This is a genomic window from Corynebacterium casei LMG S-19264 (genome assembly GCF_000550785.1).
Taxonomy (GTDB): domain Bacteria; phylum Actinomycetota; class Actinomycetes; order Mycobacteriales; family Mycobacteriaceae; genus Corynebacterium; species Corynebacterium casei.
The window spans coordinates 2,744,242-2,764,897 of the sequence record NZ_CP004350.1 but is presented as its reverse complement, the minus strand read 5'-3'; the positions used below and the strand labels follow the sequence as shown (position 1 = coordinate 2,764,897).

The window sequence follows — 20,656 nt, the reverse complement described above, 5'->3', positions numbered from 1 at the left end:
CAACTTCCCACATTGCCGCGTAATGAGAATGCGGCGGATTACAGGGCGTGCTGAATTTGTGAGGCTAACTCTAAAGACCCTGCGCTGAGCTATCTAGAGTTTGCAGAAACTGCCAATTTTCACCGGCTTAACCGCAGGAAAGCTGGGGGTGAACGGCGTTTGTGACTCGGGCAGAAGAAAGGCGCAGCACCCAATAGCTGGGAGCCGCGCCTTCACATTGAGCAGATTTTACTTCATGGGCTCAATCGGGTTGCCTTGCCACGTGGTGTGGCCGGGGACCTGGTCACCGCGCATTACCAGGGAGCCAGGAGCAACGGTTGCGCTGGTGTGAATGTGTGATGCGGGTAGAGACACGGAGTGGGCCGCCAGGGTGGCGCCGTCGTCCAAGGTCACGGTGTCCAGACTCATCACGCGGTCCTGGAACAGGTGGGTTTGCACAACGGTGCCAGGGCCAACGGTTGCGCCAGCGCCGACGTAGCAAAGGTCAGTTTCCGGGAACCAGTAAGACTCAATCCATGCACCGCGGCCAATCTTTACGCCGAGCAGACGCAGGGAGGTATTGAGCTCAGCTGTGCCCATGGCGTGGTTGAAGAACCATGGCGCAGCAACGGTTTCCACGAAGGCGTCTTGCAACTCATTGAGCCAGACGAAAGAAGACCACAGTGGGTGATCGGCAGGCTTGTGCTTGCCCACACACACCCACTTGACCACGATGGTGATGGCCATAGCGATGATGCCAGCAGCAATCAAAATGACACCAGAAAGCAGCCAAGTCAGCCAAAGACCAACAGAGTTGAGCAAGACAACCATGGCGCTAAGCACCGCGGCGAGCAACATGGCCGATGCTGCAGGGGCAAACAAGCGCAGGGTTTCAATGACACCGCGTGCCACCTTCGCCCACGCCGGTGGGTTGTAGGTCAAAGAGTCGCCGGTGCCTACCGATGCCTCCACGCGGCGCATTCGCTCCGGCGGGGATCCCCACCAGTTGGTGCCGGCCTTGGCCTTCTTTGGCGTGGACGAGAGCACTGCCACCAGGGAGTTCTTGCCCAGCTTGCGGCCAGGTGCCGTAATGCCAGAGTTGCCCACGAAGGAACGCTTACCCACCTTGGCTAGCCCAGAAGACATCCAGCCGCCGCCAAGTTCATAGCCGCCGATGAGTGTGTCATCGGCCAAAAAGGCGCCGTCTTTGACTTCGGTGAGCTTTGGAACCATGACGGCAGTGGAGATTTCCACGTCCTTGCCAATGGTTGCACCCAAAGAGCGCAGCCACAGCGGGGTCAGCTGACCTGCATAAAGCGGGAACAAAACTGTGCGGGCATCATCCATGAGCCTTTCAACAGCCCACAGGCGCCAGCCACGTGCTGAACGCACGGGGAAGACACCCGGCTGGATGCCGATGGAGAGAATGCGAACACCAAGCCAGGTCTGCACCATGTAGAAAGCAAACGCGGCGATAGCCCCGACTGGTGCGAAGAGAACCGCGCCGACAAAAGCGTTGCCATCGGTGGCTTGGACCAGGCTGATAATCACAAATGCTGCCAAAGCAATCGCCACTAACGGCTGGGCAGCGAGCAACATGGAGGTCGCACCATAGATTGGTACCCACCAGGAACGGCGCGCCGGGGAGTGATCAGGGAAGCGGTGCTTGGAACGGCCAACCTTCTTGGCAGGAGAGCCAGACCAACGCGCACCGGCCTTGACCTTCTTATTGCCAGTGACTGTGGAGCCTGCCTCAATATGGGCTTCCTCGCCGATGACAGAGCCTGGCATCAACTGGGAACGAGCACCAACGCGTGCGCCTTCTTTAACTTCAATGGCACCAACGCGCAGGATATCGCCGTCGAGCCAGTAGCCGGAAAGATCCACTTCAGGCTCAATGGCTGCGTGATCACCCAAGGTCAACAGACCTGTAACCGGTGGCAGGGAATGTAGGTCCACGAACTTGCCCACCTTGACGCCGAGCAGACGCGCGTGGGTAAGAACCCAGGTTGCGCCAGCAATGGAGCGCGCACCGGAGGCATCAGCCCAGCGTTCCGCCGCCCAGATTCGCAGGTGCACTGATCCACCGCGCGGGTAATCACCAGGAGTAATACCGGCGGTGAGAAGTCGCGCGCCCAGCGCGCCAATCGGGATACGACCCAAAGGAGAGGCAAAAAGGATGAGGAAAGCAATAACAACTGCCCACGGGGTTTGCGGTGCAAAATCCACGCCAAGTTCTGCTGCGATGTTGGAACTAAACAACAACCACGCCAGCCAGTTCGTCGAAGCCAGCGTCATAGCTGGTAGCTGCCACAGAAACTGAATCAGTCGCGTGCTAACGCCGACCGGCTTTACGTTGCGCTCGGTGACCTGGTTGGCTTCCGGCGCTGTGGCGTCAATGATTTCAGCCAACGACCCTAGACGCGGGTGATCGTAAAGGTCACGCACGGCCACGGTGGGGAATCGCTCGCGAATACGGCCGACCAAAGTCGCAGCAGCAAGGGAGGTACCGCCAAGGGTAAAGAAGTCAGCATCTTCGTCTTCAACGGATACACCCAGCACGTCAACAAAAAGCTGCGCCAGCCATTCCTCAGTCTCACTCAGGCCAACTGCTTCGATGCCAACACCTGGAAGTGGCCACGGCAGAGCCTTCTTATCCACCTTGCCGGAGGTACGAATTGGCAGTTCATCCATCACACAGATGCGTGGTACAAGTGCTGCTGGCATGGTTTCAGCCAGGCGTTCTTTCGCCGCGCGGTGGTCGAAGCCTACTTCAGGGTCTTCGAGGGAAACGTAGCCGACCAGCACGGATTCGCCAGCGGCGGTCTTGTTAACGGCGACCGCGGAGTTGTACACGTTTGGCAAGGCTGCGACGTTGGCTTCGACCTCACCGAGTTCAATACGGCGGCCACCGATTTTGACCTGGTCGTCCACACGGCCGACAAAGTACAGGCCGTCTTCTTCCAAACGCACGTGGTCACCAGTGCGGTAGGCGCGCTCCCAACAAACAGAAGGCAGAGGTGCGTACTTCTCAGCATCCTTTTCAGGGTCGAGGTAGCGGGCAAGACCGACACCGCCGATGACCAGTTCGCCGACTTCGCCAGGAGAAACTGGATTGCCCTCGGCATCGATAACAACCAGGTCCCAACCGTTGAGTGGCAGGCCAATGGAGACCGGGTGGTCAGGTTTGAGCATGGCTGCCGATGCCACCACAGTTGCCTCAGTAGGACCGTAAGTGTTCCACATTTCACGGTCCTCAGTGGCCAAGCGGTTTACCAGTTCCTGCGAACATGCCTCACCGCCGACAATGAGTAGACGCACGTTATCGAGGGCTTCAGCAGGCCACAGGCCAGCCAGTGTAGGCACGGTGGAGACCACCGTGATGTCACGGCGAATAAGCCACGGGCCTAAGTCCATGCCGGAGCGTACCAATGAGCGTGGTGCGGGAACCAGGCAGGCGCCGTGGCCCCAGGCCAGCCACATTTCTTCACAAGATGCGTCGAAGGCAACTGAAAGCCCAGCCAGAACCCGGTCTTCTGGGCCAAGAGGGTTGTCCTGCAGAAACAGAGCTGCCTCGGCGTCCACGAATGCCGCTGCGGAGCGGTGAGTAACAGCAACGCCCTTCGGCTTGCCTGTTGAACCAGAGGTGAAGATGATCCACGCTGTGTCATCCAGGTGCGGTTCATCTTGATCCGTGCCGGTGGACGGGTTGAGCTTGCGAAAGCCCTCATCGGTGAAGATGCCATTGATGCCAGCTTCGCCGAAGACCATATCGGCGCGTTCTTCCGGGTCATCTGCATCAACCGGGACATATGCCGCGCCGGCGGCTAGGGTGGCCAAAATGGCTAGGTACAGATCACGCTGACCAGAGGTCATGCGGATACCAATATGGTCGCCGCGTTTGACGCCGTGCTGGCGTAGTTCCGCCGCCCACGCTTCGACATCTTCGATCAGTTCGGCGTAGGTCAAAATATCGCCATCATCGATGGCGGCAGCCTCAGGGTTATTCGCCGCGGAGTCGCGGACAACATCCCAGAGGGTTCGAGGGGCAGGAGCTTTGTCTTTTAAGAGATACTGGTCAGGAATAGTGGCCAGGAGGTCGCTCAATTTAATGACCCTCATCTTCCGAGTCAGCAGCAATGATGGCCTGCGCCAGTTTACGCAAATGCTTTAGCTGCTTAGACGTGGAATCATTCAGCGCCTCATCCTCAGCGGCTGTGACCAGCTTCGCCAACTCGGCGTGGGTCTTTGTACCCTTCTTGGTGGAGGCAACAATCTGACGGCGACGGTCTTTTGGATCGCGCTCGCGCTTTGCCCAGCCGCGCTTTTCCAGCGCGTCAATAAGACGCACCATGTCGGATGCGTCAATGGCAAGGGTTTCAGAAAGATAGGACTGGGATGCGGCGTCTTCTTCAACAAGACAGGTCAACACCCAGTACTCGCGGATGGTGGTTTCATGCGCGGCTAAGGCGACATCAACACAGTCGCGGGTGCGACGGCGCAAACGCTCCAGCTGGAAAGAAGGAGATTGCAGCAGTGATGTGGGCACATTGTGCGAAGTAGCAGAACTCATAAGACGATAGTAACCCGCCTACCATCAGTCGTCTAAATGATTGTGGTTATCCACTAATTCTGAAAACTGTTCCCATCAGGAGGTTTAGGTCATCTGAGGATTCTCTGATGCCTCAAACTTCCGAATATAGGAAGCTCCGGCAATGAATCCGGAAAAGCTGTTAAGCGTTCTACTTAGCTTCCGGAGTCTCCATTGGTAGGCCCTGCTCGCGCCACGCGTCGGTGCCGCCGACAACGTTGATGACGTTGTCCCAGCCCAAAGCGTGCTCGAGGTACTGGGCAACCTGCTGGGAGCGGCCGCCGGCTTTACAGATGACGTAGACATCGCGGTCTGGATCGATTTCCTGGTAGCGCTCCGGGATGTCTGCCATCGGAATGTGCTTTACGCCGCGCGCATGGTCAACGGCGTATTCGGAATCCTCACGGACATCAATAAGCTGTGCGTCGGACGGAACATCTTTTGGTGATACCTCATACACAGTTCACCATCCTACGTCGATGTTCGTGAATTTTATTGTGCAGTGTCCAAGAAAAAGTGCGGGATCGCAAAAGCCCAGGTATCCGAACTCACAGTGTGTCAGTGAGTCAGAGATACCTGGGCATTTGCTACGGCGAAACTAGAGCTTCTGAAGAGCGCCTTTCGTATCGCAATTAGATAATGAGGCATTCTGCGTAGCAGAAGCCGAATTATCTAATTGCCGTAACGCTCGATGGAAGCCTGGTGGATGGCTTCAGCTTCAGCCTTGTCGCCCCAGCCGGAACCGTTAACTTCCTTGTTTGGCTCCAAGTCCTTGTAGCGGGTGAAGAAGTGCTCGATTTCGTCCTTGAGGTGCTGCTCAACATCGCCGATGTCCTGGTAGCGCTCGGAGCGTGGGTCATCCACAACGCACAGAAGCTTGTCGTCGCCGCCGGCTTCGTCGGTCATCTTGAATACGCCGAGGATGCGAGCCTTAACAATGACGCCTGGGAATACTGGCTCAGGAAGCAGGACCAGTGCGTCCAATGGGTCGCCGTCTTCGCCCAGGGTGTGGTCAATGAAGCCATAGTCTGCTGGGTAAGCCATTGGGGTAAACAGGTAACGGTCCAGGTAGACCTTGCCGGTCTCGTGGTCGACCTCGTACTTATTACGCGAACCCTTTGGGATTTCAATGGTTACTTCAACGCTCACGATTGACGCGTCCTTTCCTTAATAGACAAGAAATACAAGCAATTTCTCACTGCGGGTTCCGAGGGGTTGGTGCACGCAGCATGCTTGGATGAACAGTTCCTCGCATAGTCTACCTTTTGCGGCTTTCAATGACCCCGCGCGCTAGGCTAAGTGGCGATGAAAGCTAAACACGTCGCCTGGATCGCAGTCACAATCTTGACCACCGCCGCTGTCGGAACGACCGCCGCGTTGGGTGTTGCTGTGCATCAAGAATACAGCGCACTCGACCATGGTCAGGCCCCGCAGGCCCCGGCCGCGCAGCAGTTGGTGACACCACAAGAGCCATCGGACGTTGATACGTCCGGCATGGCCGCACGTCTGGAGGAGAAGGCGAAAAGCCCGGCGTTGCCAACCTTAGGTGCGCAGGTCATCAACACCACTGATGGGGAAGTGCTGTGGGAGCACGATGCCACTACGCCGTTGATTCCGGCGTCTTCGACCAAGGTGCTTACCGCCGCGGCGGCTGCGCTGAGCATTGAAGATGATTCGCGGTTGACCACGGAGGTGCTGCGCGCGCCGGGCAGCAACACTGCAGTAATTAAGGCTGCTGGTGATGTATGGATGACCACGGAGCAGATGGATGAGTTGGCGGAGCAGATTCTGGCCAGTGGTGAGGGCATAGATACTGTCTTTATTGACACCAGTGTGTGGTCGGGCGATGAGCAGGCACCGGGCTGGGACCCAGGCAATGTTGATGGCGGCTTTGTAGCGCCCATGCAGCCAGCGATGCTTTATGGTGGTCGCATTGGGGACACCGTTGGTGATGTGCCGCGTTCACACACCCCGGCGTTGGATGTAGCCAATGCGGTAGCCACGCGCATTGATGCCCCGAATGTGGGCACGGGCCCTGTTCCAGAAGGTGCAGAGGTTATTGCATCGGTAGAGTCAGAGCCTTTCGCGCAACGCGCGGAGCAGATGATGAAGCACTCTGACAACGTGATGGCCGAGGCCATCGGCCGTGAGCTGGCCATCGCTACCGGCGCTGAAGCCAGCTTCGAAGGTGCCACGGAGGCAACACTGCAGTTGCTAGCCGATTCCTCTTTCAACACCGACAACATCACCATCCACGATAATTCCGGGCTGTCCGAAGACAACCGCATCACCGCAGACCTTCTCACTCACATCGTGGCGGATGCCGCGACAGAAGATACTCTGCGTGAAATTTTAGGCTACCTGCCCGTCGCAGGTGGCGAAGGCACCTTGGCTGACCGCTATGCAGATTTGTCCGGGCGTGGATTCGTCCGTGCGAAGACCGGTACTTTGACCGGGGTGTCCGCGTTGAGCGGCACCGCGCTGGGTAACTCCGGCAATGTTTACGCGTTTACCTTCTTGGTCAACGACGGTGACATTCTTGGGGCACGTGCTGCACAAGACGCTATGGCCAGCGTGCTGCGGGACTACTAGAAGCAAGCAGCAAACGATGTCCGCCGATGATCTAGGAAATGCAGAAATCCCACCTTTTTGGCCCCGGAAGTCACCGCACTTTCGCGAAGTACGTACTGCCGTAAAACAAGCACTGGAAACGCTGGAAGCATTGGGCGCGCTATCCGGGCAAGCCTTTGTAGCTGGGCGTAAATCACCACAAGTGATTTACGTCGGGCTGTCAGGTGGGGCGGACTCGTTGGCGCTGGTGGCAGCGCTGTGTGCGCATACCCGTGGGACGGATATGCGTGTGCATGCGCTCTGTGTGGATCACGGATTACAAGCTGGCTCCCGGGATGTGGCAGAGAAAGCGGCCGCGCAGGCACGCGCGTGGGGAGCGCTGGCAACCGTTATTGCCATTGATATTGATAGAGACAGCCCAGCTGGGATGGAAGCCGAAGCACGCTGGGCCCGCTACCGAGCCATTGCTGAGGTTGCCGGGAAAGCCGCAACTCAGCCCGGTCCGGTGATGGTGGCGCATACGGCGGAAGACCAAGCTGAGAACCTGTTGTTGTCCAGCCTGCGTGGGCATGCCAGCGCCATGAGCTTTGCCACCGACATTGAAGGCGTACAGGTACTGCGGCCACTGCTTAATATTCGCCGTGCACACACCCAAGGCGCATGCGCGGAACTTGGAGTCAGTGTGTGGAATGACCCGCACAATTACCGCGAGGATTTTCGCCGTGTGGCCATCCGCAAGCAAGTTTTGCCAATGCTGTCAGAGATCATTGGCGGCGACGCCATCGCTCCCTTGGCCGCAGCAGCACGTGATGTGGCAGCCGATGATGAAGTGCTGAACTCCCTTATCCCACAGGAGTATGACAAGGGTGAGGGGAGCATCGAAAAGAGTGAAGAGCTGGACTGCAACGACCTCAGCCTGCTTGCCCAGCCTGTGCGAAAGCGAATAATTGCCCGCTGGTTAGTTGCCAAAGACATCCTTGTCACGCGCGCCGGGCTAGACGGAATTGACGCTTTATGCAGCGCCTGGAGCGGACAAGGCGGGGTAGCGGTGGCTGATACATACACAAAAATCCCACATAGTAGGTTGGAAGTCGTGCGTGTTGGTGGCAAACTGAGACTATTGCGTTTTAACGCTCCCTAAGCCACCTAAAGGTCCTAAACCGGCTCATCAGAAAGGGCGACCATGGCTCACAATGAAACTGCGCTATATGAATCCAAAGACTTCAACGTCCCGCCACACCGTTATGGCAACGATGTTGAATCAGTACTGATCAGTGAAGAAAAGCTCCAGGAAAGAATCCAGGAACTAGCTGATAAAGTATCCAAGGACTACGCGGACACCGAAGAGGACCTGCTGCTTATCTGCGTGCTCAAGGGCGCGGTCTACTTCCTGACCGACTTCGCGCGTGCGTTGTCCATTCCTTCCCAGATGGAATTCATGGCGGTTTCTTCCTACGGCAACTCCACCTCCTCTTCCGGCGTGGTACGCATCCTTAAAGACCTGGACCGTGAAATTGAAGGCCGCGACGTGCTCATCGTTGAGGACATCATTGACTCCGGCCTGACCCTGTCCTGGTTGCTGCGCAACCTCAAGGGCCGTCACCCAAAGTCTTTGGAAGTCATCACCTTGCTGCGCAAGCCTGAGGTAGTCACCGCTGAAATTGACCTCTATGACGTGGGATTTGACATCCCTAATGAATTTGTCATTGGCTACGGCCTTGACTACGCCGAACGTTACCGCGACTTGCCGTATGTAGGCACTTTGCATCCGGACGTCTACTCCAACCACTAAACTAAAACGCTTGATGAAAAATTCTTCCTGGATCAAATACGGTGGCATCGCTGCAGTAGTACTAGTAGCGCTGTACATCTTCACCTTCTTCTCCGACGACACCCGCTCCTTCATGCGAGTGGATACGTCCATTGCGCTGGAGCAGCTCAACGACCAAAACGTTGAGGAGGCGCAAATTGATGATCGCGAACAACAACTGCGCCTGACTCTGCGCGAGCCAATAACGGTTGAAGAACGCGAGGGCGTTGAAGAGGTTATTGCGAAGTACCCAGCGCGTACCTCGCCGGAAATCTTCGACTCAGTGCGCAACTCCGGTGCTGAGACCTACCAGACCAACGTCACGCAAGATTCGATCTTCATGTCGATGATCTCCTTCTTGCTGCCGATGTTGATTCTGTTCGCAGTACTGTTCTGGTTCATCTCGCGTATGCAAACCGGCGCCGGCGGCATGTTCGGCATTGGCGGTTCCAAGGCGAAGGAACTGACCAAGGACATGCCTACCAACACCTTTGAGGATGTTGCGGGCGCTGATGAAGCAGTGGATGAGCTGCAAGAAATCAAGGACTTCTTGGAAGACCCAACGCGCTACCACGAGCTTGGCGCGAAGATTCCGCGCGGCGTGCTGCTCTATGGCCCTCCGGGTACTGGTAAAACCCTTCTTGCCCGCGCCGTTGCAGGTGAGGCAGGCGTTCCTTTCTACTCCATCTCTGGCTCGGACTTCGTGGAAATGTTCGTCGGTGTTGGTGCATCGCGCGTGCGTGATTTGTTCAAGCAGGCTAAGGAAAATAGTCCTTGTATCATCTTCGTCGATGAGATTGATGCCGTTGGCCGCCAGCGTGGCTCCGGCACTGGCGGTGGACACGATGAACGTGAGCAGACCCTGAACCAGCTGCTGGTGGAAATGGATGGCTTCGGCGACCGCGAGGGCGTCATTTTGATTGCCGCGACCAACCGCCCAGACATCTTGGACCCAGCGCTGTTGCGCCCGGGCCGTTTCGACCGTCAGATTCCTGTCACCCCGCCTGATTTGGCTGGCCGTGAGCAGATTTTGCGCGTGCACTCAAAGAACAAGCCTTTGGCGAAGGAAGTTGACGTCACCCAGCTGGCAAAGCGTACCGCCGGCATGTCCGGTGCGGACCTGGCCAATGTGTTGAATGAGGCGGCACTGTTGACTGCCCGTATCGGCGGCAATGTGATTACCGCCGATGCTCTGGAAGAAGCCACTGACCGCGTTGTCGGCGGCCCGCGCCGTCAGTCCAAGGTGATTTCTGAGCATGAAAAGAAGATCACTGCCTACCACGAGGGCGGACACACGCTGTCCGCGTGGGCATTGAAGGACATTGAGCGCGTCTACAAGGTCACCATTTTGGCCCGTGGCCGTACCGGTGGCCACGCGATGACTGCTCAAGAAGACGACAAGGGCATGTACACCCGCGATGAGCTGTTTGCGCGTTTGATCTTCGCCATGGGTGGCCGTGCCGCTGAGGAACTGGTCTTTGGTACTCCAACTACCGGTGCTTCTTCCGATATTGAGCAGGCAACCAAGATTGCCCGCGCCATGATTACGGAGTACGGCTTCAGCCCATCATTGGGCACCGTGAAGTACGGCAAGGAACAAGGCGACCCATTCGCTTATGCCGGTGGCGGCGGAGTCTCTGAATACTCGGATGCCGTGGCAGCCAAGATTGATGATCAGATGTCCTTCCTTTTGGACTCCGCTCACCAGCAGGCCTACGACATTTTGGCTGAGCACCGAGACTACCTGGACAAGCTCGCCGAAGCGTTGCTGGAAAAGGAAACTCTGCGTCGCCCTGACCTGGAAGCTCTTTTCGATGGCATTGAGCCACGCGAATCTCGCGAGGTCTTCCCTGGTGAAGACTCCCGTTTCCCAGCTCAAGCCGGCCGCGAGCCAGTCCAGACCCCAGTTGAAGTTGCCATCGAGCGCGGCGAAGAACCACCACGCCGTTTCTCCCTGCTGGACGCCTCCCGTATCGCGCGTGAGCGCCGCATAGCTTTGGAAGAATCTCAAGCCAACGCTGGCAACGACTCCGATGACGCCAACGAGAGCTCCGACAAGGACTCTGCCAACGAGCCAGAGATTGGCTTCAACTTTGGCCAGCACGCCGGCGACTGGACCGAAGACGGCTTCAAGACCGTCGAGGAAACCGAGCCGACCACGCCATCCGACGCCGAGCCAGCCGAGGATGACTCCCACGTCGTTCCAGATGTAGCGCCTGAGGCTGAAAAGCCGAAGGATGCGAAGCCATCGGTCATCATGCCTGAGCCATCGCGTACTGCGCCGAAGGCTGCAGAACCAACGAAGGACAAAGCTGAAAAGGCTGAAAAGGCCGACCAGGCAGAAAAATCTGAGAAGCCTTCCATTTCAGAGCGGATGGGTGAGAGTCGTCCAAGCGAGGATGACACTGCGGTTATCCCAACCGGGCGCCACCACAAGCCGTCGATGAATGATGATGAGGGTTGGCAGGCTCCGGGCTGGGACAATCAAGATGAGTCCAGCAATCCTTATGCGGCGAAGCCGAAGGATAAGCAGGACCGTCACCCCGGTGAAGATAATTACTAGGCGTGTTTAGCTGCTTCCCGCGTGCGCAATGGCGCGGGAAGCTTGAGAAAACTTGAAAGCAAGGAAAAGATCCGTCGATATGAGTGACAATTCGATTCCAGCCCGCAAGCCTTTTGATCAGGCACGAGCTGAAGCAGCAATTCGCGAGCTGCTCATCGCAGTGGGTGAAGACCCAGAACGCGAGGGCCTCCAAGAGACCCCGGCACGAGTTGCGCGCTCATATGCAGAGATCTTCTCCGGACTTCATACTGACCCAACGGAAGTTCTAAACAAGACTTTCGCGGAGGACCACCAGGAGCTCGTCCTGGTGCGTGATATTCCGATCTACTCCACCTGTGAGCACCACTTGGTGCCGTTTTACGGCGTGGCACACATTGGTTATATTCCGGGCAACGACGGCAAAGTTACTGGCCTGTCCAAGCTGTCACGCCTGGCCGATGGCTTTGCCAAGCGCCCACAGGTACAAGAGCGCCTGACCCGCCAGATTGCGGATGCGCTGACTGAGGAACTCGGCGCGCAGTCTGTCATCGTGGTTATCGAATGCGAGCATTTGTGCATGGGCATGCGCGGCGTGCGTAAGCCGGGTGCAGTGACCACCACGTCGGCTGTGCGCGGCGGGTTCAAGAACAACTCCGCATCCCGCGCTGAAGTCATGAGCCTCATCCGCAGCTAGTCAGACTTTCGAGGAGAGCCACACACATGCAGGTCGCCGATATTTGCCCTGATGCCGCAGCCAAGCGCACGCTGGTCATGGGAATTGTGAACGTCACAGAGGATTCCTTTTCCGATGGCGGAAAGTGGATCGACATCGACCGCGCGATTGCGCATGGCCGTGAGCTGGTCGCGCAGGGTGCGGACATGATTGATGTCGGCGGCGAATCCACCCGTCCGGGCGCAACACGCGTTGAGCCGGAGATGGAAAAGCAGCGGGTAGCACCAGTTGTTCAGGCTTTGGCGGAGGAAGGCATTGTGGTCTCCGTTGACACAATGCGTGCAAGTGTCGCCGAGGCAGCAGTCGAGGCAGGGGCATTATTGCTTAACGATGTCTCCGGTGGCCTTGCCGATGACAACATGTACTCAGTCATGGCAGATTCCAAGGTGCCAGTGTGCTTGATGCATTGGCGCACCGTGCGCTTTGGGGACGCAGCGGGTTCCGCGGACCACAACGGTGACGTGGTCAAAGACGTACATGCCACCCTCGCGCGGCTTACTGACAACGCCATCAAAGCCGGTGTCACACCAGAGCTCATCACCCTGGACCCAGGCTTGGGCTTTGCCAAGACCCCGCAGGATAACTGGGTGCTTCTCAAAGCACTACCGGAGTTTATCGCTGGGCACTATCCCATCTTGGTTGGCGCATCCCGCAAGCGTTTCCTCGCCGCTATCCGCGAAGACCGCGGCATGGAACATGGGCCGCACTTGTCAGATCCTGCAACGGCGGCAGTAACCGCGCTATCGGCACAATTGGGTGCATGGGCAGTGCGCGTGCATGACGTGCCGGTTTCCCGCGATGCCGTGGATGTCGCCGCCGCTTGGGCAGCAGGCCCACAGTATATTTCAGGAAGTGAGCGCTAAATGGCTGACCGTATTGAACTCAAAGGCTTAGAATGCTTTGGCTACCATGGCGTCTTCGACCATGAAAAGCGCGATGGGCAAAAATTCATCGTGGACTTGACCTGCTGGTTGAGCTTCAAAGAAGCAGCGGCGACCGATGATCTGGACAAGACTGTGAGCTACGCGGACCTCGCTGACATCGCCGCCGACATCGTTGAAGGCCCAGCGCGGAATCTCATTGAGACCGTTGCTTCTGAAATCGCCGATAAGATCATGGCTAGTGATCCAATTTTGTACGCTGTGGAAGTCACCGTGCACAAACCGGATGCACCAATTGAGCGAACTTTCCATGACGTGGCCGTTGTTGCCCGTCGTTCCCGCAAATCAGAACGGATGTAAATCATGCGTGCAGTGCTATCAATCGGGTCCAACATGGACGACCGCGTCGAACTATTGCGAACCGTCTTCGAAGAATTCAAGGATGAAATAGTTTCTGAGTCGCGCGTGTACTCCACCCCGCCATGGGGTGTGGAAGACCAAGCGGAATTCCTTAACGCCGTCATCATCGTCGACGTGGACCAAACCCCGCTCGAGCTGCTGCACCGTGGACAGGCACTTGAAGCGGCAGCGGAGCGTGTCCGCGAGCAGCGCTGGGGTCCTCGCACTCTGGATGTAGACATCATTGAGATCGAAGGCTTTAGCTCCGAAACGGAAGAACTTACCGTTCCTCATCCGCATGCCGCTGAGCGCGCCTTCGTGCTCATCCCATGGATGGCCGCTGATGTTAATGCCACGTTGGGCGGAAAGCCAGTAGCGGAGCTCATAGGCAACGTCCCTCAAGAAGACATCGAAGGAATCAAGGTGTTGGGGAGCATCGACAAGCTGTGAAAAAGACATCCATTGCCGCACTAGCGGGCATTGCTGTCTTTATCACCCTGGCTGTTTTCATCCTCACCCGCGGCTTTTATGGCTCCATGATGTCCATTCCCACCACGGTGTCCATCACCCTGTGGGGCATGGCAATTTTATGCGCGGGCCTGTCCTGGAAAGTCCATAAAGCCAAGGGCGATGACTCTCACGGCATTGGATTAGACCGCAGCCAACTTAACCCCATGACCATCGCGCAGTTCATGCTGGTGGGCAAAGCATCCGCCTGGACCGGGACGATTGTCGGCGCTGCATATTTAGGCATCGCGTTGTACGTGGTGCCGATGTCAGGGCAGATCGCCGCAGCGCAAGAAGACCTTACTGGAGTAGTTACCTCAGTTTTAGGTGGGCTAGCAATGGCAGTTTCGGGAGTAATCCTGGAGCGACACTGTGAGGTGCCACCTCCAACTGACGGAGCACAAGCGATAGAGTAGAAATCATGACCGCCTACGACGAAGAGAAGTACCACGACTCTGAACGCTCTGACAGCGCTGATCAGTCCGCCGATTCACACACGGGCGATGATTACAGTGATGATCAATCAAACGGTCATGCTCAAAGTAATAAACAAGGCCTTGATACCGGCTCCATCATTTTGATTGTGTTGGTAGTGCTAGCAATCATTGCGTCTATCGTGATGCTGATTGCCAGCTCTACTGCCGCTTTGAAGATTGCTTTGCTGGCCGCGCTGTGGGCGGCAGTCGGCGGAATCTTCCTGGTCTCGCGCTACCGCAACCAGGTCCGTGACCGCGAGGATGAACTCTACGTCCGTGAAGACCTCTACCACGCTGAACTGGAAAGGCTGCGTGCGCAGCAAGAAACCCGCCAGGCAATTGAGCATTTAGAAAACTCTTCTTCCGTTGACATGGATGTGCTGGCGGAAATCAAGGCGGAACTGGCCTCTATCCGTGAGCAGCTAGAAGAACTCTCCGGACGTGAGTTCACCTATGAGCCAGCCGCGCTTCAGGCGGAAGCGCGCCGCATCATGGAAATTGAAGCCCGTGCACATGCCGCCGAAGCCAACGGCAACGGCGCTGGCGCCGCTGCTGGCACAGGTACTGGCAGCAATTACAACAGCAGCAGCTATGCCTCGAGCTATGGCACTGATTTCGGTGATGACGCCGAGCCAGAGTTCACCCCGGTGAATTACACGCAGGCGCCAGCGGGCAAGCCGTCCGCAGATGCTATTGCTGGCCGCATTGGCAACACCCCAACCTATCCACGCAATGACAATCCACTGGCTGAGTTCATCAATGAGATGAACAGCAACGCCAAGGATGAAGAGCCAAAGCCGGCGGCTGCTGCCAAGGCACCAGCTGAATCTGTTGCAGAACCTGTAGCTGAGCCCGCTGCAGAAAAGAATGCACCAAAGGCTGAGACTAAGAAGGACGCCAAGAAGAAGTCCAAGTCCAAGGCATCTGAGGCTGCTGCGAAGGCAGAGCCAAAGCCGGAAGCGAAGCCAGAAAAGAAGGCTGAGGCCAGGGTCGAAGACAAGGCTGAAAACAAGGCAGCGGCCAAAGCTGAAGACTCCCAGGGTGAGAAGCCAAAGGAATTCAACACCGGTTCCTTCCAGGCAGTGCGCTGGGATGCGGGCGGCGATGAAGCAGCGAAGCCTGCGGCCAAGAACGCGACGCCGGCTGAGGAAGAAGACGAGCCACGCGGTGGACGTCGCCGCAGTGATGCGCACCGTCAGGGTTCCGTGTCTGTTGCTGAGCTTCTAGCAGCGGCGAAAAAGCGCGAGAAGGATTCCTAAAACCAATGCCAGGACCACGCATGATCGTTGGTTGGTTGGGTCGTGAAAGCCGTTTCAAAGCACTACTTGAAGCCCAAGGCCACGACATTGTTGATCTTGAGTCAGCAGCAGATTCGGTGCGCTGCGAAGCCATTGTCATTTCTACGCCGGAAGCCCAGGTAGAGGGCATGGTTACCGCGCTTGAGCCACACGTGCGCAGGGGGCAGATTGTTGTCCACTGCAGCATTGGCTTGGGCGTGCAGGTCTTGGATCCGCTAGAGGTGCAAGGTGCGTTGGCTATGGCTATTGCGCATGTCGGTGCGGACCGTTGGATTGTCACCACCAGTGATGAGCTTGCGCAGGGAATCGCTGAGGTCTTGCTCTTTGAATCCGGTCAGGTGACCTTGCCGAAGACGGATGCTGAGCGCGTGGAGATTGCGCCCAAGATTGCGTATGCGCAGATGGTGCGCCAGCTTGCGCGCGCAGCACACAGGGACCTGAAAGTGGTTCTGGATGAAGAAGCCGTTCCACCCGGGGAGGAACAGGGCGAGTTTTTGGCGCCACGCTTTGTCACCAGTGACATCTATTCGGCATTTCAATCCATTACAGACCCGGGCTTTAGAAAAGCCTTCGTGGAGGCAGCACGCCGGGTGGGCGAGATTGAAAACAACATGGAGTTAGAGATGTGGGGATTGCAGGAGGAGCTTCGATGAGCATTGGCCGCGGGCAAGCAACGGTGGTTGCAGACCTGAATATGATTTCCAAGGTCGGTTCGGCTTTTAAGAAAACCGGTGCGCCGGTCGTGCTGGTTCCTCTGGGCCGCGGCGTTCACGCCGGCCACATTGCGCTGGTGCGCGCAGCGAAAGCAATCCGCGGCGGCGTGGTCGTCGTGGCGTTGTCCTCTACTGATGAGCAGGACTTGGAAGCGCTGCGCAAAGAATCTGTGGATGTCATTTGGCAGTACACCGATGAGCAGTTGTGGCCAAACGGCCACCGCTTGCAGCTCGCGGTGAAGCAGGATGCGCTAGAGCCTGCCGATGCCCTCTCCGCCGCCCTCACCCGCAACCTCGCGCTTATCGGCGCGCTGAGCCCAAGCGATGTCGTGGTGGGTGAAAAAGACTATGAGCTGCTCATCGCGCTGAATCAGGCTATTCATGATTTCCACATCCAAGTCCGCCTGCAGGGTGTTCCGACCGTGCGTATGCCTGATGGCCTAGCACTGTCACTGCGCAATATGGATGTCGAGGAATCTGCGCGTGAAAAAGCCAGCACCTTATCAGCAGCGCTGACCGCTGGCGCGCACGCCGCTGAAGCAGGCGCCGAGCAGGTACTTGAAATAGTTAAGACTGTTCTGGACGCAGCCGGAATCGAGCCTGAATACGTGGAACTGCGCGGCCGCGACCTTGGCCCAGCTCCTGAAATTGGCGATGCCCGCCTGCTCGTCGCAGCGAACATCGGCGGCGTCCGACTGACCGACAACGTCGGCCTGCCACTCGGCATCGGCTTCCGCAACATCGAAGCCCACGCTGAAGAAGCGACACAAGCTGAAAACGCAGCAGGTTCCAACTAATAGCAGCCGCTACTTAGAGGTAAGTAGCGATATCTTCTAGCGCCTGCGGCGAGCCGACATCGTGGGCGCGCAGGGGAATCTCCACGACTGGAAGATTTGGTAGGCGGCGGTGAAGATCTGTCAGTGCTTCGTCTTCATAGCTGCGGCGGGAGGCGAGGAAATCACCCTGGTCCGCAGGGGAGCGACGGTTCACAATTAGTGCGCCGACGTGGACGCCGTTGGCGGTGAGCTCGGCGTGAAACTCATCGGTTTCTAACACCGGTAGACGCTCCGCGGTGAGGACAATGTTGAAGGTGCACGCGGTGGCATCGTTAAGCACTGCGCGAAGCCGCTCAAACCGGTGCCTGCGTTTGAGCAAAATGGACCGCAACTCTTGGTTGCGGCGATCGACGGGATCGATGGCTGTTGTCACCGTGGTGTCTTTGCCTGTTGGCGACATCCCGCGAACCAACTCGGAGAACTTCTCCGATTTCGCGCGCCGCTCCAACAACCCATCCGTCCAGGCGGACATGAGCTCCGGCAATGCCATCAACCGTGCCGTGTGGCCCGACGGCGCGGTATCAAAAATGATGTGGTCATAGCTCTCGCCGTACTCTTCCAGCAATATAGCGATGCGCTCCAACAACGCTGCCTCATGGGTGCCCGGCGAATGCTTGGCCAAGTTCAGGTGCTTGTTCACTTCCTTGTGCAGATGCTCCGGCATCATCCGGCGCATCGTGTTGCCAGCCTGCTTGAGATGCTCATCCGTGGCGCGCGCGGGATCGAGCTCCAGCACATCCACGCCCGGGCGCACCGTGGTTTGGGTATCTCCCACCTTGGTATTCCATAGGTGGCCAACGTTGTGCGCTGGATCCGTGGAGACCACCAAGGTGGAGGCACTCTCAGAAAGTTTGAGCGCCGTTGCATTGGCGATGGTTGTTTTACCTACCCCGCCTTTGCCACCAAAGAACATGACGGGAGAGGTAGGGACATTTAACAACACTGAATGTTCTCCAACGGTGAGTTCGCCATTCCCATCCGGCGGTGCCAGGCGTGGAAATCTTCATAAATAACGGGCAGGAGCTCCAGGGTATAAAAGCTCGCTGGATTCGGAATCCCCAAAGCTTCTGACATGACCAGCAGCATGAACAGGTCTTCTTCTTGTTGCTGTGCTTTTGCAAACGTCGCTCGGTAGGGCGCGGAGTAATACTCTTGAAGCTCCGCGCTCAACCGTGCGAGTTTGTCTTTCAGCGACATAAATTAGGCCTTGCTGTCTACCGATTCTGGTGTTGGGGCGTCGATGTCTTCATCTGACCACTCAATCTGCTTGGTCTGCTTCATGCGGCCAACCGCGAGGAAGACCTCCACGATGATCCAGATTGCTGCTAGGACGATGATGACGTCCATGGTAAACAGCAGCCAATTGCCTTGCTGGAAGAATGTGCCCAGCTGGATGAATGCGGCCCACAGAGACATCACTGTCAGGAAGATCAACGGGATGAGAATTGGCCACGTTGGTCGACGCAGGTGCATGAGAATCAGCAGCAGGATGGACAGTGACAGGCCTGCCATGAGCTGGTTGGTGGTACCGAACAGCGGCCAGATGGTCATGCCGCCTGAACCGTCGGTGCCCTGGGAGAAGGTCAGACCGAAGGCGACCAGTACGGCGATACACGTTGCTAGGAAGGTGTTGATCTTGAAACCTGCGGTATCACCAATTTCTTGCACCACGATTCGCTGAAGACGCACACCGGAGTCCATGGTTGTTGCGGCGAACAGCACGGCCATGGTTGCCAGGATTGTTGCCGACAACGAGGTGGAGATGCCAAGGCCCTCATTCACCAGGTTGCCGCCACCTTCAACAAACGCGTTCACACCGCCGGCGTTGAACTCGGAGTAAATGGATTCCCATTCCTGGTAAGTGCGGAAACCAGCAGTGGTAGCAATGATGGTGCCCAGCGCCAGCAGGCCTTCACCAACAGCGCCGAAGTAGCCGACGAAGCGAGCATCGGTTTCCTTATCCAACTGCTTCGAGGAAGTACCAGAAGCAACCATGCCGTGGAAGCCGGAAATCGCGCCACACGCAATGGTCACGAACAGCAGTGGGAACATGCCCGGGGTACCGGCAGGAACGTCTTCACGGATTGCCGGTGCAACGAGGTCAGGGCGGGTGAACAGGAAGGACGCGTAGAGAATACCCAGGCCAATGAACAGCTGCAGGCCGTTAATGTAGTCACGTGGCTGAAGCAGCATCCACACTGGCAGCAGAGATGCGCAGAACGCGTAGATGAACAAGATGATGATCCAGACACCAGCGGCTGGGATACCCAGGACGGTCTCCGGCAGGGAGATTGGGTACCTATCGCCAATGAGCATCAGGGAGTACAGCGCGACCACGCCAACAACGGACACCAGTGGCAGGTTCCACTTGAAGCGGTACATAGCCTGGCCGATGCACAGTGCAACGGCGATAGCGCCCCAGGTTGGGATGACCGAAGATGGGGTGGAAATCAGCAGACCGGAGATAACCACACCGAATGCTGTGTTGACCATGAGCAGCAGCAGGAAGATGACCACGAGGAAGAGCATGCGGCCACGCTTGCCGATGTAGCGCCCGGACAAAAGTCCAATGGACTGGCCGCGGTGACGTTGGGATGCCCAGAGCACGCCCATGTCATGCATACCGGCGGCGAAGACCGTACCGATGGTTACCCAGAGGAATGCTGGGAACCAGCCCCAGATAACCGCAACGGCTGGGCCGATGATGGGCGCTGCACCTGCAACGGAGGTGAAGTGGTGTCCCCACAGGACGTACTTGTTAGTAGGAACAAAGTCCACGCCATCTTCCATGGTGTGGGCTGGGGTTTTATAGTTTGGTGAAAGCTGGAAAATTTTCTTACCAAGGAACTTGGAATAAAGCAGATAGCCACAGACCATCATGGCCACGCCGATTATCGCTAAGATTAAAGAGTTCATGTGGAATGCTCCGAACACAGTAAGACGGCAAGGTCCACCACAGGTATATGTGATGTGCATCAAAGATTGTTGTGAACATAGCGTAAATCATTGAAGGTGAATTCACGAAGGATTAGGGGAACTAATTTCCAATCCCAAAGAACATGGGTGCCCCCGCGGGACGTTCGAAAACGTGAAATCCCTGCTAGACATAGGTTCCACCTGAGTGGCGGGTAGGCTAGCAGGGAAGTGCCGTGGTGGACTATTTAGCTAATGCAGCTAATGCTTCTAACTCGGTAGAGCTGTATCAAGTCTGCTGGCGACTAAGCGTCTTGCAGGCCGATGTTGCCATCGGTGCGCCACACGGTGACAACAGCGAAGCGTTGGACTGAAATGCTGTAAATTGCCTAAGTTAATTGGATGCC

At 57.1% G+C, this 20,656-nt stretch carries 20 protein-coding genes; 13 read left to right on the top strand and 7 right to left on the bottom strand.

Going from position 1 to position 20,656, the window contains the following annotated elements; genetic code table 11:
- Window positions 1-228 precede the first annotated feature (228 nt).
- The 4 genes from CCASEI_RS12625 to CCASEI_RS12610 all read right to left on the bottom strand — a co-directional run bounded on the left by CCASEI_RS12625 (window position 229) and on the right by CCASEI_RS12610 (window position 5,719).
- Entirely contained in the window at window positions 229-4,101 is a 3,873-nt protein-coding gene (locus tag CCASEI_RS12625; RefSeq protein WP_225868407.1) for a Pls/PosA family non-ribosomal peptide synthetase, read from the bottom strand.
- Window positions 4,088-4,552: a MarR family winged helix-turn-helix transcriptional regulator gene (locus CCASEI_RS12620; RefSeq protein WP_006822649.1), complete on the bottom strand. Its 465-nt coding sequence runs from the start codon at window positions 4,550-4,552 to the stop codon at window positions 4,088-4,090. The genes CCASEI_RS12625 and CCASEI_RS12620 overlap by 14 nt, the downstream gene beginning before the upstream one ends.
- Window positions 4,553-4,721: 169 nt before the next feature.
- On the bottom strand, window positions 4,722-5,030 hold the full coding sequence (locus CCASEI_RS12615; protein ID WP_025388167.1) for a rhodanese-like domain-containing protein: 309 nt from the start codon (window positions 5,028-5,030) through the stop codon (window positions 4,722-4,724).
- Window positions 5,031-5,242: 212 nt separating this feature from the next.
- Window positions 5,243-5,719 carry an inorganic diphosphatase gene (locus CCASEI_RS12610; protein ID WP_025388166.1) on the bottom strand — a complete coding sequence of 159 codons (477 nt, stop codon included), beginning with the start codon at window positions 5,717-5,719 and terminating at the stop codon, window positions 5,243-5,245.
- 156 nt (window positions 5,720-5,875) lie between these two features.
- On the opposite strand from CCASEI_RS12610, the gene dacB reads away from it, so the two are divergent.
- The 12 genes from dacB (at window position 5,876) to CCASEI_RS12550 (ending at window position 17,297) form a co-directional block, all read left to right on the top strand.
- Window positions 5,876-7,162, top strand: a complete 1,287-nt coding sequence (dacB, locus tag CCASEI_RS12605) for a D-alanyl-D-alanine carboxypeptidase/D-alanyl-D-alanine endopeptidase (RefSeq protein ID WP_025388165.1) — start codon at window positions 5,876-5,878, stop codon at window positions 7,160-7,162.
- A gap of 16 nt (window positions 7,163-7,178) precedes the next feature.
- Window positions 7,179-8,282, top strand: coding sequence for a tRNA lysidine(34) synthetase TilS (gene tilS / locus CCASEI_RS12600; RefSeq protein ID WP_025388164.1), 1,104 nt, complete (start codon window positions 7,179-7,181; stop codon window positions 8,280-8,282).
- A 42-nt stretch (window positions 8,283-8,324) separates the two neighbouring features.
- A complete protein-coding gene (gene hpt, locus CCASEI_RS12595; protein WP_006822654.1) occupies window positions 8,325-8,933 on the top strand; it encodes a hypoxanthine phosphoribosyltransferase in 609 nt (202 codons plus the stop codon).
- Window positions 8,934-8,946: 13 nt separating this feature from the next.
- Window positions 8,947-11,514: an ATP-dependent zinc metalloprotease FtsH gene (ftsH, locus tag CCASEI_RS12590; protein ID WP_025388163.1), complete on the top strand. Its 2,568-nt coding sequence runs from the start codon at window positions 8,947-8,949 to the stop codon at window positions 11,512-11,514.
- Between the two features lie 79 nt (window positions 11,515-11,593).
- Window positions 11,594-12,187, top strand: coding sequence for a GTP cyclohydrolase I FolE (folE, locus tag CCASEI_RS12585; RefSeq protein WP_025388162.1), 594 nt, complete (start codon window positions 11,594-11,596; stop codon window positions 12,185-12,187).
- A gap of 26 nt (window positions 12,188-12,213) precedes the next feature.
- A complete protein-coding gene (gene folP / locus CCASEI_RS12580) occupies window positions 12,214-13,089 on the top strand; it encodes a dihydropteroate synthase (RefSeq protein ID WP_025388161.1) in 876 nt (291 codons plus the stop codon).
- Complete coding sequence (gene folB, locus CCASEI_RS12575; protein ID WP_006822658.1) at window positions 13,090-13,467, top strand: dihydroneopterin aldolase; 378 nt, start codon at window positions 13,090-13,092, stop codon at window positions 13,465-13,467.
- Between the two features lie 3 nt (window positions 13,468-13,470).
- Complete coding sequence (gene folK / locus CCASEI_RS12570; RefSeq protein WP_006822659.1) at window positions 13,471-13,956, top strand: 2-amino-4-hydroxy-6-hydroxymethyldihydropteridine diphosphokinase; 486 nt, start codon at window positions 13,471-13,473, stop codon at window positions 13,954-13,956.
- The gene (locus tag CCASEI_RS12565) at window positions 13,953-14,429 is read left to right on the top strand and encodes a DUF3180 domain-containing protein (protein ID WP_006822660.1); all 477 of its coding nucleotides are present in this window, start codon (window positions 13,953-13,955) and stop codon (window positions 14,427-14,429) included. The genes folK and CCASEI_RS12565 overlap by 4 nt, the downstream gene beginning before the upstream one ends.
- A 5-nt stretch (window positions 14,430-14,434) precedes the next feature.
- A complete protein-coding gene (locus CCASEI_RS12560) occupies window positions 14,435-15,748 on the top strand; it encodes a DUF6779 domain-containing protein (RefSeq protein WP_025388160.1) in 1,314 nt (437 codons plus the stop codon).
- Window positions 15,749-15,753: 5 nt separating this feature from the next.
- Complete coding sequence (locus tag CCASEI_RS12555) at window positions 15,754-16,440, top strand: 6PGD fold domain-containing protein (protein WP_006822662.1); 687 nt, start codon at window positions 15,754-15,756, stop codon at window positions 16,438-16,440.
- Window positions 16,437-17,297, top strand: a complete 861-nt coding sequence (locus CCASEI_RS12550) for a pantoate--beta-alanine ligase (RefSeq protein WP_025388159.1) — start codon at window positions 16,437-16,439, stop codon at window positions 17,295-17,297. The genes CCASEI_RS12555 and CCASEI_RS12550 overlap by 4 nt, the downstream gene beginning before the upstream one ends.
- 13 nt (window positions 17,298-17,310) lie before the next feature.
- Here CCASEI_RS12550 and CCASEI_RS12545 read toward each other — a convergent pair whose 3' ends face one another.
- Genes CCASEI_RS12545 through CCASEI_RS12535 form a run of 3 tightly spaced genes read right to left on the bottom strand, consistent with a single transcriptional unit; the run spans window position 17,311 to window position 20,252 of the window.
- Entirely contained in the window at window positions 17,311-18,279 is a 969-nt protein-coding gene (locus tag CCASEI_RS12545; RefSeq protein WP_025388158.1) for an ArsA family ATPase, read from the bottom strand.
- The gene (locus CCASEI_RS12540) at window positions 18,270-18,533 is read right to left on the bottom strand and encodes a cory-CC-star protein (RefSeq protein WP_006822665.1); all 264 of its coding nucleotides are present in this window, start codon (window positions 18,531-18,533) and stop codon (window positions 18,270-18,272) included. The genes CCASEI_RS12545 and CCASEI_RS12540 overlap by 10 nt, the downstream gene beginning before the upstream one ends.
- Before the next feature lie 3 nt (window positions 18,534-18,536).
- On the bottom strand, window positions 18,537-20,252 hold the full coding sequence (locus CCASEI_RS12535; RefSeq protein ID WP_025388157.1) for a carbon starvation CstA family protein: 1,716 nt from the start codon (window positions 20,250-20,252) through the stop codon (window positions 18,537-18,539).
- A gap of 233 nt (window positions 20,253-20,485) precedes the next feature.
- On the opposite strand from CCASEI_RS12535, the gene CCASEI_RS15120 reads away from it, so the two are divergent.
- Window positions 20,486-20,623: a hypothetical protein gene (locus tag CCASEI_RS15120; protein ID WP_155894846.1), complete on the top strand. Its 138-nt coding sequence runs from the start codon at window positions 20,486-20,488 to the stop codon at window positions 20,621-20,623.
- Window positions 20,624-20,656: the final 33 nt, after the last annotated feature.